The organism is Spirosoma luteolum, assembly GCF_054778875.1.
In genome coordinates this window covers 200,354-213,866 of record NZ_BAAGZE010000003.1, presented here as the reverse complement: position 1 = coordinate 213,866, position 13,513 = coordinate 200,354, and the positions used below count along the sequence as shown (strand labels likewise).

General features: G+C 58.2%; 12 protein-coding genes. 5 read left to right on the top strand and 7 right to left on the bottom strand.

Annotated features, from left to right (window positions below):
- Nucleotides 1-99: 99 nt before the first annotated feature.
- Nucleotides 100-1,242, bottom strand: coding sequence for an acyl-CoA dehydrogenase family protein (locus ACYVAC_RS03655; protein WP_461096214.1), 1,143 nt, complete (start codon nt 1,240-1,242; stop codon nt 100-102).
- Nucleotides 1,243-1,614: 372 nt separating this feature from the next.
- Between ACYVAC_RS03655 and ACYVAC_RS03650 the strand changes: the two genes are divergently transcribed.
- On the top strand, nt 1,615-2,946 hold the full coding sequence (locus ACYVAC_RS03650) for a UDP-glucose dehydrogenase family protein (RefSeq protein ID WP_461096213.1): 1,332 nt from the start codon (nt 1,615-1,617) through the stop codon (nt 2,944-2,946).
- A gap of 116 nt (nt 2,947-3,062) precedes the next feature.
- Complete coding sequence (locus ACYVAC_RS03645) at nt 3,063-4,043, top strand: UDP-glucuronic acid decarboxylase family protein (RefSeq protein WP_461096212.1); 981 nt, start codon at nt 3,063-3,065, stop codon at nt 4,041-4,043.
- A gap of 135 nt (nt 4,044-4,178) precedes the next feature.
- On the opposite strand, the gene nspC is transcribed toward ACYVAC_RS03645, so the two are convergent.
- The 5 genes from nspC to ACYVAC_RS03620 all read right to left on the bottom strand — a co-directional run bounded on the left by nspC (nt 4,179) and on the right by ACYVAC_RS03620 (nt 8,715).
- Nucleotides 4,179-5,357 (bottom strand): carboxynorspermidine decarboxylase, encoded by a 1,179-nt coding sequence (gene nspC, locus ACYVAC_RS03640; RefSeq protein WP_461096211.1) that lies wholly within the window; start codon nt 5,355-5,357, stop codon nt 4,179-4,181.
- 138 nt (nt 5,358-5,495) lie between these two features.
- Nucleotides 5,496-6,326, bottom strand: a complete 831-nt coding sequence (locus ACYVAC_RS03635) for an energy transducer TonB (RefSeq protein ID WP_461096210.1) — start codon at nt 6,324-6,326, stop codon at nt 5,496-5,498.
- Between the two features lie 63 nt (nt 6,327-6,389).
- Nucleotides 6,390-7,118 (bottom strand): hypothetical protein, encoded by a 729-nt coding sequence (locus ACYVAC_RS03630; protein ID WP_461096209.1) that lies wholly within the window; start codon nt 7,116-7,118, stop codon nt 6,390-6,392.
- Nucleotides 7,119-7,181: 63 nt separating this feature from the next.
- The gene (locus ACYVAC_RS03625; protein WP_461096208.1) at nt 7,182-7,325 is read right to left on the bottom strand and encodes a hypothetical protein; all 144 of its coding nucleotides are present in this window, start codon (nt 7,323-7,325) and stop codon (nt 7,182-7,184) included.
- A gap of 181 nt (nt 7,326-7,506) precedes the next feature.
- On the bottom strand, nt 7,507-8,715 hold the full coding sequence (locus ACYVAC_RS03620) for a saccharopine dehydrogenase family protein (protein ID WP_461096207.1): 1,209 nt from the start codon (nt 8,713-8,715) through the stop codon (nt 7,507-7,509).
- A 225-nt stretch (nt 8,716-8,940) separates the two neighbouring features.
- Between ACYVAC_RS03620 and ACYVAC_RS03615 the strand changes: the two genes are divergently transcribed.
- Nucleotides 8,941-9,372, top strand: coding sequence for a WapI family immunity protein (locus tag ACYVAC_RS03615; protein ID WP_461096206.1), 432 nt, complete (start codon nt 8,941-8,943; stop codon nt 9,370-9,372).
- Nucleotides 9,373-9,759: 387 nt separating this feature from the next.
- Nucleotides 9,760-10,410, top strand: coding sequence for a TetR/AcrR family transcriptional regulator (locus tag ACYVAC_RS03610; protein ID WP_461096205.1), 651 nt, complete (start codon nt 9,760-9,762; stop codon nt 10,408-10,410).
- A gap of 76 nt (nt 10,411-10,486) precedes the next feature.
- Here ACYVAC_RS03610 and ACYVAC_RS03605 read toward each other — a convergent pair whose 3' ends face one another.
- Nucleotides 10,487-11,782, bottom strand: a complete 1,296-nt coding sequence (locus ACYVAC_RS03605; protein WP_461096204.1) for an aminopeptidase P N-terminal domain-containing protein — start codon at nt 11,780-11,782, stop codon at nt 10,487-10,489.
- A 151-nt stretch (nt 11,783-11,933) separates the two neighbouring features.
- On the opposite strand from ACYVAC_RS03605, the gene ACYVAC_RS03600 reads away from it, so the two are divergent.
- Nucleotides 11,934-13,490, top strand: a complete 1,557-nt coding sequence (locus ACYVAC_RS03600) for a S8 family serine peptidase (RefSeq protein WP_461096203.1) — start codon at nt 11,934-11,936, stop codon at nt 13,488-13,490.
- Nucleotides 13,491-13,513 lie beyond the last annotated feature (23 nt).

Genomic DNA, 13,513 nt, shown 5'->3' with positions numbered 1-13,513 from the left:
CCGGTTTACCTGGCTCGTACAGTCTGGTACCGTACCGAATCCATCTTCTCTCATCCTGTAATCCTGTCAAAAAAGAAACAGGTAGTCCTGTCGATAAACTTATTTCAGGATTTGCCGAGAGATCACCAGTCGCTGGATTTCGCTGGTGCCTTCGCCAATGGTGCACAGCTTGGCATCGCGGTAAAATTTTTCGGCCGGGAAATCCTTGATGTAGCCGTAGCCGCCAAAAATCTGCACCGCGTCGTTGGCTACCCGAACGGCCGTTTCCGACGCAAACAGCTTGGCCATAGCCGACTCTTTCGTTACCGACAGGCCGTTGTCTTTGCGGTCGGCGGCCTGGTAGGTCAACAGCCGCGATGCTTCGATGTCGGTGGCCATGTCGGCCAGTTTGAAACCGATGGCCTGGAAGCGGGCAATGGCCTGGCCAAACTGCTCCCGTTCCTGCGCGTAGGCCAGCGCTGCATCGTAGGCGCCCCAGGCAATGCCCAGACTAAGGGCCGCAATCGAGATGCGTCCGCCGTCGAGCACCTTGAGCGACTGTACAAAGCCGTCGCCCACCTCGCCCAGCCGCTGACTGTCGGAAATGCAGCAGTTATCGAACAGCATTTCGGCCGTTTCGGAGGCCCGCATGCCCAGCTTATCCTCTTTACGACCGCCCGAGAAACCGGGCGTACCCCGCTCAACCACGAAGGCGGTTGCGTTGCGGGGCTGGTTGGGCTCGCCCGTACGCGCAATCACAACGGCAACCTGGCCGCTGCGACCGTGGGTAATAAAGTTTTTCGAGCCGTTGAGGACCCAGTTGCCCTGCTCATCGCGAACGGCGGTGGTGCGCATATTGCCCGCGTCGGAGCCCGTGTTGGGTTCGGTCAGGCCCCAGGCACCAATCCACTCGCCCGATGCCAGCCGGGGCAGGTACTGCTGCTTTTGCGATTCGGACCCAAACAGCAGAATGTGGTTGGTGCAAAGGGAGTTGTGAGCGGCCATCGACAGGCCCACCGCCCCGTCGACCCGCGACAGTTCGACAATGGCCGTTACGTATTCACGATAGCCCAGTCCGGCCCCGCCATACTGCTCAGGCACCAGCATGCCCATTAATCCCTGCTCGCCCAGCTGCCGGAACAGATCAGCCGGAAAATGCTGCTGCTCATCCCAGACCCGCACGTTGGGGCGAATAAGCCGGTCGCTCAGATCGCGAACCGACTGCGCTATTAATTCTTGATTTTCTACAATTTCACTAACCATACGGTCTACCATGTTGATGAAGGTACAGTTGGTAATATCGGCAAATAGACTGACTCCATCAACCACCCCCACAACTTGCCTGCATAACCTTACCAACTGGCGTACATACCCCCAATCTAAGCGAATTTTCGCTAAGATTGGTCGATTTTTGCCCGATTTTAGGGTATAATTAAATTATTGTCAGAAAGACACCTATACTAAGCGCGAGGCCAGCCACCGGCAAAAACCGTTACCCAACGGCTACCGAACAGTCACTATTCCGCTGGAAATCGGAGGGTGTATTGAAAAACTCCTATTTTTGTGCAGACAGTCTACTGGCAGGACTATTGCTCTGACAGGGTAGCATTGTAACTATTTTACTAACATTCTGATATGAAACTGGCAGTCGTTGGGACCGGATATGTAGGGCTTGTGACAGGAACGTGCTTTGCGGAAACGGGCAATCAGGTAACCTGCGTCGATATCGACGTACGCAAGGTCGAGAAACTAAATAACGGTATCATTCCGATCTACGAACCAGGTCTGGATGTGCTGTTCAACCGCAACGTGGAACAGGGTCGCCTGACCTTCACGACGGATCTGGCCGAAGGGATCAAAGGGGCCGAAGTTATTTTTCTGGCGCTGCCGACCCCGCCGGGCGAAGATGGCTCTGCCGACCTCAAATACATTCTGAAAGTGGCGTCGGACCTGGGGCCGATTCTTAGCCAGTACGCGGTTATTGTCGACAAAAGCACGGTGCCCGTTGGTACGGCCGAGAAAGTACATGCCCACATCGCCGACAATGCCAAAGTCGATTTCGACGTGGTATCGAACCCCGAATTCCTGCGCGAAGGGGTAGCGGTCGAAGACTTTATGAAACCCGACCGGGTGGTGATCGGTACGCGGTCGGAGCGGGCCAAAACGGTGATGAACCGGCTTTACGCACCCCTGGTGCGGCAGGGCAACCCCGTCATTTTCATGGACGAGCGCTCGGCCGAAATGACCAAATACGCAGCCAACGCGTTTCTGGCTACCAAAATCACGTTCATGAACGAAATCGCCAACCTGTGTGAGCGGGCGGGGGCCAACGTCGACGATATCCGCCGGGGTATCGGTACCGACAGCCGCATCGGCAAGCGCTTCCTGTTTGCCGGTATCGGCTACGGCGGCAGCTGCTTCCCCAAAGACGTGCAGGCCCTGGCCAAAACCGCCAGCGATTTCGACTATGATTTCAAAGTGCTCAAGTCGGTGATGGACGTTAACTACGCCCAGAAGACAAAGATGATCCCGCAGGTTCTGAAGCACTTCGGGGGCGATCTGACCGGCAAAACCATTGCCGTATGGGGCCTGGCCTTCAAGCCTTATACCGACGATATCCGCGAAGCACCCGCGCTCGATAATATCCGGCTGCTGCTGGAAGCCGGTGCCAAGGTAACGGTGTATGACCCCGAAGCGATGGACAACGTGCGGAACCTGATCGGCAACGACGTGAGCTACGCCCATACCCAATATGCCGCCCTCGACGATGCCGACGCGCTAATGATCATCACCGAGTGGCCGCTGTTCCGTACGCCCGATTTCGACAAGATGAATCTGCTAATGAAAGGCCGGGTTATCTTCGACGGCCGGAACGTGTACGAAACCGAGCAGATGCGCGAACTCAATTATACGTATTACAGCATCGGCCGCGAAACGGTACTGGCGCCGGTAGAACAGAAAGCCTAATGATAGTAGTCAGTTTACAGTATTCAGTTTAGAGTTTCAGGCTACGGGGCCGTTGCCCGGTTCCAGATAGGTCGTAAACTGTATACTGTAAACTGAAAACCTTTTCAACCGAAACAATGAAACGAGTACTCATTACTGGCGGAGCCGGATTCCTGGGGTCGCACCTGTGTGATCGGTTTATCAAGGAAGGTCACCACGTGATCGCCATGGATAACCTCATTACGGGCGACATCCGGAACATCGAACACCTGTTCAAACTGCCCAACTTCGAATTCTACCACCACGACGTTTCGAAGTTTATCCACGTACCGGGCGAGCTGGACTATATCCTGCACTTTGCGTCGCCGGCCAGTCCGATCGACTACCTCAAAATCCCGATTCAGACCCTCAAGGTGGGTTCGCTCGGAATTCACAACTGCCTGGGGCTGGCACGGGTCAAAAACGCCCGGGTTATCATTGCCTCTACCTCGGAAGTGTACGGCGACCCAACGGTTCACCCGCAGAACGAAGAGTATTGGGGTAACGTGAACCCGGTTGGGCCGCGGGGCGTGTATGACGAAGCCAAGCGGTTTCAGGAAGCCATGACCATGGCCTACCACACCTACCACGGCCTCGAAACCCGCATTGTCCGGATTTTCAATACCTACGGCCCCCGCATGCGGCTCAACGATGGTCGGGTGTTGCCCGCCTTCATCGGGCAGGCCCTGCGTGGTGAAGACCTGACGGTGTTTGGCGATGGAAGCCAGACGCGGTCGTTCTGCTACGTCGACGATCTGGTCGAAGGTATTTACCGGCTGCTGCTGAGCGACTACCCATACCCGGTCAACATCGGCAACCCGTCGGAAATCACGATTCGGGAGTTTGGCGAAGAAATCATCAAGCTGACCGGTACGACGCAGAAACTGGTGTTCAAAGAACTGCCGACCGACGATCCGAAACAGCGGCAACCCGACATCACGAAGGCCAAGGCTATTCTGGACTGGGAGCCTAAAGTGAGCCGTGCCGAAGGGCTCCGGATTACGTACGACTACTTCAAGAGCCTGCCTGAAGAGGAACTATACCGGGCGGCCTACCACCGGGAATTTGAGAAGAAATAAGACGATCGGCTGAAAATACTGTAAAATAGTTGTAGCTTTGGGGCTGGTTATTGCCCTGAGTAATAACATTTTAGCTGTCTTGAAAAACCTGCACGCCCACTGGCATGCAGGTTTTTTGTTATAGAGCGGGCTGGTTTAGCTTAGCCGGTCGCGGAAGCTGTCGTAGCCGTAGCTGCGTACGAGCGTAAACGAATTATCTTCGTTCCAGACCCCGATACTGGGCAGATTGACGCCGTTGAAGGTGGTTGTTTTCACCATGGTGTAGTGAATCATATCGTCGAACACGAGGGTGTCGCCCACGCGCAGGGGCGCGTCGAACGAGTAATCGCCCATAAAATCGCCGGCCAGGCAGGTCATTCCGCCGAGCCGGTAGGTAGGCTTGCCGGCCACCGGTTCGTGATAGCTGTTTAGAATCCGGGGCTTGTAGGGCATCTCGAGCGTGTCGGGCATATGGGCCGCGAACGACGTGTCGAGAATGGCTACGTCGATGCCCTGGCTGTTGACCACGTCGAGCACTGTCGACACCAGTACACCCGTTTGCCAGGCAATGGCCGAGCCGGGTTCGAGAATAACTTCCACGTTGTATTTCTGGCGGAACGCCGACAGCAGGCCAATGAGGTGATCGGTGTCGTAGCCTTCGCGGGTCATGAGGTGACCCCCGCCAAAGTTGACCCATTTGGCCTGGTGCAGCAACGTGCCGAAGCGTTCTTCGAGGGCGGCCAGGGTACGTTCGAGCGTAAACGAATCGTTTTCGCAGAGCGTGTGGAAGTGGATGCCTTCCAGCCCGTCGGGCAGCTGGTCGGGCAGCTGATCGCGCGTGACGCCCAGCCGCGAGCCGGGCACGCAGGGGTTATACATGTCGGTGGCCACTTCCGAATACTGCGGGTTGACCCGGATACCGCACGAAACGGCGGGTTCGCCGGCCGCGAGCCGGGCCTGGTTGAACTCGGCTACCTGCGCCCGGAAGCGTTCCCACTGGCTCCAGGAGTTAAACGTCAGGTGGCTGCTGCGCGACAGTACCTCGGCAAATTCATCGTCGCGATAAGCCGGAATGTAGGTGTGGGCCGGCACGCCCATGTAGTCGTTGACGAGCTTGATTTCGTTGAGCGATGAGGCCGTGGCTCCGCTCAGGTATTCCCGCACCAGCGGAAACGCGCTGTACATCGAAAACCCCTTGAGGGCCAGAATGATGGTAACACCGGCTGCGCGCTGTACGGCGTCGATCAGCTGCAGGTTCCGGCGAAGTTTAGCCGTTTCGAGTACGAAACAGGGCGACGGGATCGCGTCGAGGTGGTCCAGTAGGGGCGAATTCATACCGCAAAGGTAGGCACCCCATCAGCGTCGACCAAGGGAATCTGCCAGGCCGAACCAGACCGGCAGGCCATACAGTATCGGCACGGGTTTGCCCCGGTACCGGCCGGGTTGCCAGCGCGCCTGCACATCGGCGGGGTTTCATTCCAGCAGAAACGCGATGGGGAGGTTGTAACGCACCCGCACGGGGCGCCCCGATTGTTTGCCGGGCTGCCAGCGGGCCATTTTTTGCACCACGCGCAGGGCTTCTTCATCGCAGCCAAACCCGATTCCTTTCAGAAGATCGATATCCGTCAGGGAGCCATCGGTGTTGACCACGAAGGTTACGTACACCCGCCCCGATATATTGGCCCGGGTGGCCGCAGCCGGATAACGCAGGTTGCGGCTCAGAAACTGGCGAAGGGCTTCGGGGCCACCGGGGTAGCTGGGGGCCTGCTCAACAGCCACGAAGGGCTCATCGGTGGTGGGCGTTACATCGAGCGCCTGCTCAACCCGGGTCGGGGCGCTGGCTTCGGGCGGGGCTATGATTTCCTCGGCGCCAGTGCCCTCGGCCGTAACGGGTCCGGAGGTAGCTTCGGCCAGCTCGGCAGTGGTAGGGGGCGCTACATCGTCGGCAACCTCGGGGTCAGGCATCACCACCGGCGGCAGGTTACGCACGGTGCTGACCGCCGGCAGCGGCTCAGCCGGCGGTGGCACTACCGGGACTACCGGCTCGGGCTCGTTCAGCTGCGTCAGCGTCACATCGACCGCTACATCGGCTACTGCCGGCTGCTGGCCGGCAACCAGGTGGGTATACAGGCTGGGCAATGCCAGGCCCAGCCAGAACAGCCCAATACCGGCTCCCAGAGCGCGCGTAAGTCCCGACCGGTAGTGCCGGCGCAGGTCGAATGCCCCGTAGTCGCGGTGGCGAAACTGAAAAACAATGTCGTCGAGGGTAAGCGCAACGGGGGGCGGTGGCGTATGGGTGGCCATGGTCTGCAGCGGTTTGGTGTATATCGCTTAGATGCAGCGCCCTGCGCCAATTCCACAACGGGGTTACAGACTGTCGTATTTTTTGATGAGGGCCGTGGCGCCGGCTTCGGTTTTGAGGTCGAGCTTTTCGGCGTCCGCAAAGGGCGTCAGCGCGTCGGCCCGGTCGCTGAAGGCATCGAGCAACGTTTTCTTCGACAGCTTCAGTTTGGTCAGCGTCAGGTCGGGTTTGAGCAGGTAGTACGAGATGGCATCGGTGTAGGCATCGTAGCGCACATTGGCCGAGTAACCCCCTTTGAAATCGGCTGGCCTGAACGTCTTGGCCACCCGTTTCAGCAGGGCGTTTTTGCCGGTGTAGAGAATAAGAAAATACCCGTTTTTCAGCATACTGTCGTCGGTTTTGGCGGTGGGATAGCGCCCAAACAGGTAGGATTGACCGTCGGATGTGCTGAGCAGAAACCGCGTTACGGTGTTGCGATCGATAATGATTGAATCGTTGCCCGATTTGGGACGGAGCAGGATCAGCTCCTGCCGATAGGCATCGAACTTAAGGGGCACTTCTTTATACTGCCGCCCATCGGTCAGCGCCACCTGGCCCGTGGTCCAGGCATCGAGCAGGTAGGGGGTGCCGCGCTGGCCTTCGTAGCGGTTGTCGATTTTAAAGACCAGCGGACTGGTGGCGGGGTTGCTCAGGTTGTTGAGCCGGAGGTTATCCATGGTTTCGCTGGTTTGACCCATCGCCAGGGGCGCCGTGAGCAGCAGAATCGCAACGAAAACGCAGTTCAGAAAAGACATGGTAACTGACAAAAGAGGGGTGGAGGACTAATGGACTAACGTGTTCCGTAAACTACAATCCAGCTACCACAAACCAAAACGGGCCATGCCATAGCGGCTTGCCATGGCAGACGGGTGGCGGTAGTGCAGCAAAATTCCTCCCTGATGAAGAAGGCTACGCCCGAAAAACTGCAGGCTGTGGCCCGGCTGGCCGAACAGGGTTTGCATATCGCTACCCGCTGGCCCATGTCCGAGACGCTTACCGCGAGGCCCGGGCTGGTCAACTGATCGGCAAGTCGGTTATCCAGCTCGCCTGATCCGGCCCGGTAGAGTCGATCGGTTTTATACGACGAAGGGTCATGCACAGGCTTTCTGCGCATGACCCTTTATCGTAACGGTGGCCAGAAGCCTAGTATTCGTGCGGCAGGGCGATGTCGACTTTTTCCTGCACGGGCAGCCCCTGTTTGTTCATCTGCTCGATAAACGGATCGGGGTCCAGTTCTTCGCAGTTCCAGACGCCGGGCTTCATCCAGACGCCGGTCAGCATCAGCATGGCACCGATCATGGCCGGAACGCCGGTGGTGTAGCTAACGGCCTGTCCGCGTACTTCCCGGTAGGTTTCGGCGTGGTCGCAGTTGTTCCAGATAAAATACGTCCGGTCTTTGCCGTCTTTTACGCCTTTGATCTGACAGCCAATGCTGGTCTGGCCGGTATAGTTTTCGCCGAGCGAGTCGGGGGCGGGCAATACGGCTTTCAGGAATTCGAGCGGCACGATGTCCATGCCGTTGAACTTAACGGGGTCGATGCGGGTCATGCCCACGTTCTGCAGCACCTCCAGGTGGGTCAGGTACGCCTGACCGAAGGTCATCCAGAACCGCGCCCGTTTCAGGGTGGGGAAGTTTTTAACCAGCGACTCGAGTTCTTCGTGGTAGAGCACATACGACTCGCGGGGGCCGATTTCGGGGTAGTCGATGGGCTTATGGATGCTCATCGCCGGAATCTCGACCCATTCGCCATTTTCCCAGTAGCGACCGGGCTGCGTGATTTCGCGAATGTTGATTTCGGGGTTAAAATTGGTGGCAAAGGCTTTGCCGTGGTTGCCCGCATTGCAGTCGACGATGTCGAGGTAGTGCATCTCGTCGAAATGGTGCTTGTTGGCGTAGGCCGTAAACACCTGCGTGGCGCCGGGGTCGAAGCCGCAGCCGAGCAGGGCCATCAGTCCGGCCTGTTCAAACCGCTCCCGGTAGGCCCACTGCCAGCTGTACTCGAACTTGGCCACATCTTTGGGCTCGTAGTTGGCCGTGTCCATGTAGTGAACACCGGCTTCCAGACAGGCATCCATGATGGGCAGATCCTGATAGGGGAGGGCCACGTTGATAACCAGAGCCGGGCCAAACGACCGGATCAGGGCAACCGTTTCGGCTACCACGTCGGCATCGACCTGCGCTGTCTGAATCGTTACGCCGTGCAGCTCCTGAATTTCGGATGCAATCCGATCACATTTGGCCTTGGTGCGGCTGGCCAGCATGATGCTGGTGAATACGTTGCTGTTGAGGGCGCATTTGTGCGCGACCACACTGCCAACGCCACCCGCTCCGATAATGAGCACCTTTGCCATGTACTTGCTTGATTTGTGGTGAACTAGTTTGTGGCCGCAAAGATAGAGAAACTCGGGGAGTCGGACCGAGCCGGCTGCAAATGTTGCCCCCACTGAGCCGGACGGGCCATTTGCTCAGAAAGGCCTCGGTACGCGGCTGATTTTGAGCGTAGTGGCTTGGTTTGCAAACAGCTAGCTAGTATATTTGTTTAGTAGGTAATTGTAGGCACCCTCTATACGTTCGTTATGAAACTAAACTCGACTACCGGCTCTTTTGAACTTTCGATTGTTGGCTATGCGACGCAGGCAGCCAACTGGCGCGAGCGTAATAACCTCCGCTGTCGAATTTCGACCATGTGGCGTCAGCAACACGATTCGCAGGCCGCTCCGCTGCAAACCTGGGAGGTGCGTCGGCTCCTGACCGAACTCCGGTCGCTGTGGTCCAAAGCCGCCAACCGGGTTGCCCTGACCTTTGCCGAACCGGGCCTGGCTGTCGAGGGCGTAGCGCTGCCCGACGATCAGTACCGGCTGCAGATTCAGCTCGACCGGGCCATGACGCCGGCCTGGCATCCGTATCCCGATTTTCCGCTTGAACTCGATATGCTGCTGAGCCGTAACCAGCTCCAGGAAGCCATTCAGGATTTGTCGGGTCAGCTCGAATCCTATCCGGAACGCTAAAGCCCGGCCTCGGGCCTTTTTTATCCATCAGCCAGCCATCCTGTGGCTGACCGGCAACGGACAGCTCCGCGTGCAAGCGCACCGGAGCTGTCCGTTTTTTTTATGTCTGGAACCTTGTGATTACCGCTTACTCAATATATCGGTGGCGGAAGAATCAGATAGGGCGAATGCGTAAATTACTTACAGGTAAGTCGTTAGTTTACAAAATTCCGCCTTGTATCGACTATTCATCCGTCAGGTCAGCCGTTGCTAACGTTACCGCTTGGTAACATGCTGGCGAATTATCATATTTGCCGATAGACCGCCTGATCGGTCTTTTTACACTGTGTCCTTCGTACCAACGGGGGGCATCAGCACCTAATTAAAACTACTTAAACGAGTTTTACGATGAAGATTGTCAAACGCAGAAACAGACAGCTTACCATGGAGCGCATCTTGCGGGCAATGGGTGAGGTGATGGCGGAGCGGGGAACGGAGAAAGCAGGCATCAATGCCGTAGCCGAACGGGCCGATGTGAACAAGGTGCTGATCTATCGTTATTTCGGCGGCTGGAATGGGCTGCTCGAAGCCTACGTACAGCGTGGCTTCTTCCTGTCAATGTTCAACGAGAAGTTTCTGGAGTCGGCCCCCGACAATCTGGCCCCTGAGCATCGCAGTAAAATCTGGTCGGAGTATACCATTCAGTTTATGCGCGAGTTCCGGAACCGGAAGTCATCACAGGAGCTGATTCGCTGGGAGATGACCCACGGCGAAACCGAACTGGCTCAGCGGCTGGCGGCCTTCCGCAACGAGTCGTTCAAGAACCTGGTGAGTAAAATTGCTCCCTATTCAGATTACGACCCTATCGCGATCACCAGCCTGATGGTGGCGGCCGTGACCCACCTGGTGCTGGTGAGCGGGCAGCAGGATACCATCATGGATATCGACCTGCGCACCGACGCGGGCTGGCAGCGACTCGAAACGGCCATTCGTCGGATTTATTCGGGGCTCAACATCGCCCTCGAGCGCGAAAGCGTGAAGAAAATGGCCGAGGTATAGATCGGCCTGTGGTTATCGTTTCCGGCAGCCGGGTGCAGGCCCGGCCACCGGAAACGATAAACCACTACTCGTTTCGCTACCGATTCATAAGTTCCTCGATCGCGTCGGCTTCGATCGGGATGTTGGCCATCAGGTCGGTATTGCCCGATTCGGTAATGACCACGTTGTTTTCAAGCCGGATACCCAGCCCTTCCTCCCGGATGTAAATTCCCGGCTCCACCGTGAAAACCATCCCCGGCTCCATCCGCCGGTACTTGTTGCCCACGTCGTGCACGTCGAGACCCAGAAAGTGGGAGGTGCCGTGCATGAAGTACTTTTTATAAAGGGGCGCTTCAGGGTCCTGAGCGGCCACGGCAGCCTTGTCGAGCAGGCCCAGCCCAATCAGTTCCGACTCCATCACTTTGCCAACTTCGCGGTGGTACTCGTCCCACAGGTTGCCGGGGCGCAGCATCTGACTGGCTTCGCGCAGCACACGCAGCACGGCGTCGTAAACAGCCCGCTGCCGGGGCGTAAAGCGGCCGTTGACCGGAATGGAGCGGGTCATGTCGGCGTTGTAGTTGGCATACTCGGCACCCAGGTCGAGCAGAATCACGTCGCCATCCTGACACTGGGCGCTGTTGTCGATGTAGTGCAGCACGCAGGCGTTGGGGCCCGACGCGATGATGGGCGTGTAGGCCGCCCCCCGCGAGCGCCGGCGCAGAAATTCATGCATCATCTCGGCCTCGATCTCGTATTCCCACACGCCGGGCTTCACAAAGGTCAGCAGCCGCCGGAACATGGCCTCGGTGGTATCGATTGCCGTTTGCAGCAGCGCCAGTTCTTCGGGCTGCTTAATGGCCCGAATGGTATGCATCAGCGGGGCCAGCCGTTCGAGCCGGTGCAGCGGGTACTGCTGCCGGAACTGGTCGATATAGCGGGCATCCTGGGTCTGCACCACTACGCCCGCCCGGGTGTGTTCGTTGGTGTTGAGGTACACGTGCTCGGCCTCGAACACGATCTGGGCAAAAATGGTATCGAACTGGCTGGTCCAGTAAATCTGCTTTTCGGGCAGGCCCGTGGTCTGGGCGGCTTCGGCTTTGGTAAGCTTGTGGCCTTCCCAGATGGCGATCAGTTCGCTTGTTTCGCGCAGAAACAGCACTTCCCGAAACTTCGGATCGGGGTGTTCGGGAAACAGCAGAAAGCGGGTTTCCTCCTGATCGACGCCGGTCAGGTAGAACAGATCGTTGTTTTGCCGGAACGGCATGGTGCCGTCGGCATTGGTCGGCATGATATCGTTGGCATTGACGATGACCAGCGATTTGGGCTTGAGCAGCGCGGCCAGGCGCTGCCGGTTGCGCACGAAGAGCTGGTTGTTGATGGGCGAGTAACGCATAACGGGAATGTTGAGGCCCTGTTTGGGTGTTTACACCTGCAAAGGAAACGAAAACCGACCAGAGTTGCGGGCTGGCCATCGGCTGGCTTTTCGGCCCGATTGCGTACCTTAGTTGTCTTGCTTAACCGGCCCCCCGGGGCTCCTCTCGTTCATGCGTGTTTTGTTGATTGTCTGGCTGGCCCTGTTTATGGGTACGGCGCTGGCGGCTCCGGCCCCTAAATACTGGATTCTGCTCAAGGCCAAAGATCCGGCTGCCGCCCCCGCGCTGTCGGCAGCCGCGCTGCAACGCCGGCAGGTGCAGCAGCTAACCATCGACGATACCGACCGGCCCGTTGCGCCGGCCTACCTGTCGGCACTGGGCCAGCTGGGGATAAAGCCCATCTGTCAGTCGCGCTGGCTCAATGCCGTGTCGGCCCAGCTCACGCCCGAGCAGCGCCGGCTGGTAGCCAGCCTGCCCTTCGTGAAGGCACTGCACCCGATCGATCCGTCGATCATCATCACCAGTATGGGCGGCAGCCGCACCACCACCGATCCGGCCGAAGGCATTAAACCCGCCCTGGCCCCGGTAATGACCCAGATTCAGGCGTCGGATTTCGGACAGGCGGGCCTGACGGGCCGGTTTGTTACCATCGGAGTGATCGACGCCGGTTTTTTTGGGGCCGACTCGGCCAATGCGCTCAAACATATTTTTGCCCGCAACGGCATCCGGCAGGTGCGTGATTATGTCGATGATGCCCGTACCCACAACGACCTGTTCCGTACGCTTGAAACGATGGCCGATTTTCACGGCACGGAGGTAATGGCGGCTATCGCTGGCTCCGACCCGCAGGAAAACCGGCAGTATGGGCTGGCCACCGACGCTACCTTCTACCTGGCCCGCAGCGACCAGGGCAACCGCGAATACCGGGGCGAAGAAGACAACTGGGTAGCGGCCATGGAATGGATGGACAGTCTGGGTGTCCGGCTCGTAAACACGTCGCTGGGGTACGCCCAGGGCATGAGTAACCCCAAAGAAAACTACCAGCCCAGCCAGATGGACGGGCATACGAGCCTGATCAGTCGCGCGGCTCAGCTGGCGGCCGACAAGAAAGGCATGCTGATTATTGTTTCGGCCGGTAACGAGGGCGAAGACCGGTCGTGGCGGGTTATCAGCACACCCGCCGATGCGCAGGGGGTGCTGGCCGTGGGCGCTACCAACGCCAAATACTGGAACCGTATCGGCTACAGCAGTATTGGGCCCGAACCCCTGCCGTATCTGAAACCGAACGTAGCGTGTTTTTCGCTCTACGGCACCTCGCTCTCAGCCCCGGTCATCACCGGTTTTGCCGCCTGTCTGATGCAGGCCCGCCCCGACCTGAGCAACAAGGAGCTGTTGGCGATCATCGAAAAGTCGGCCCACCTGTATCCATACGGCAACAACTATATCGGCTACGGCGTGCCTCTGGCCTCGCGGGCACTGGCCCTATTGCGCAACCAGCCCCTGCCCGCCACGGCCCGGCTGGTGAAAGCCACCGGCAAAAGCCTTGACCTGCCCATCACCACCAGCGACCAGAGTGTGTCGGTGTTCCGCAAGAAAGACGCTACGCACGTGATTCGGCAGGAGGTCGTGAAAGTGGCCCGGGGCCGCATCAGCCTGCGCCGGGATAATCACGAGGCCCGCACAACGGTCGACCTCAAAACCGAAGTGATCGAAGTGGTCTGGCCCTGATAGTGGGCGAATTCGGTTTGTCG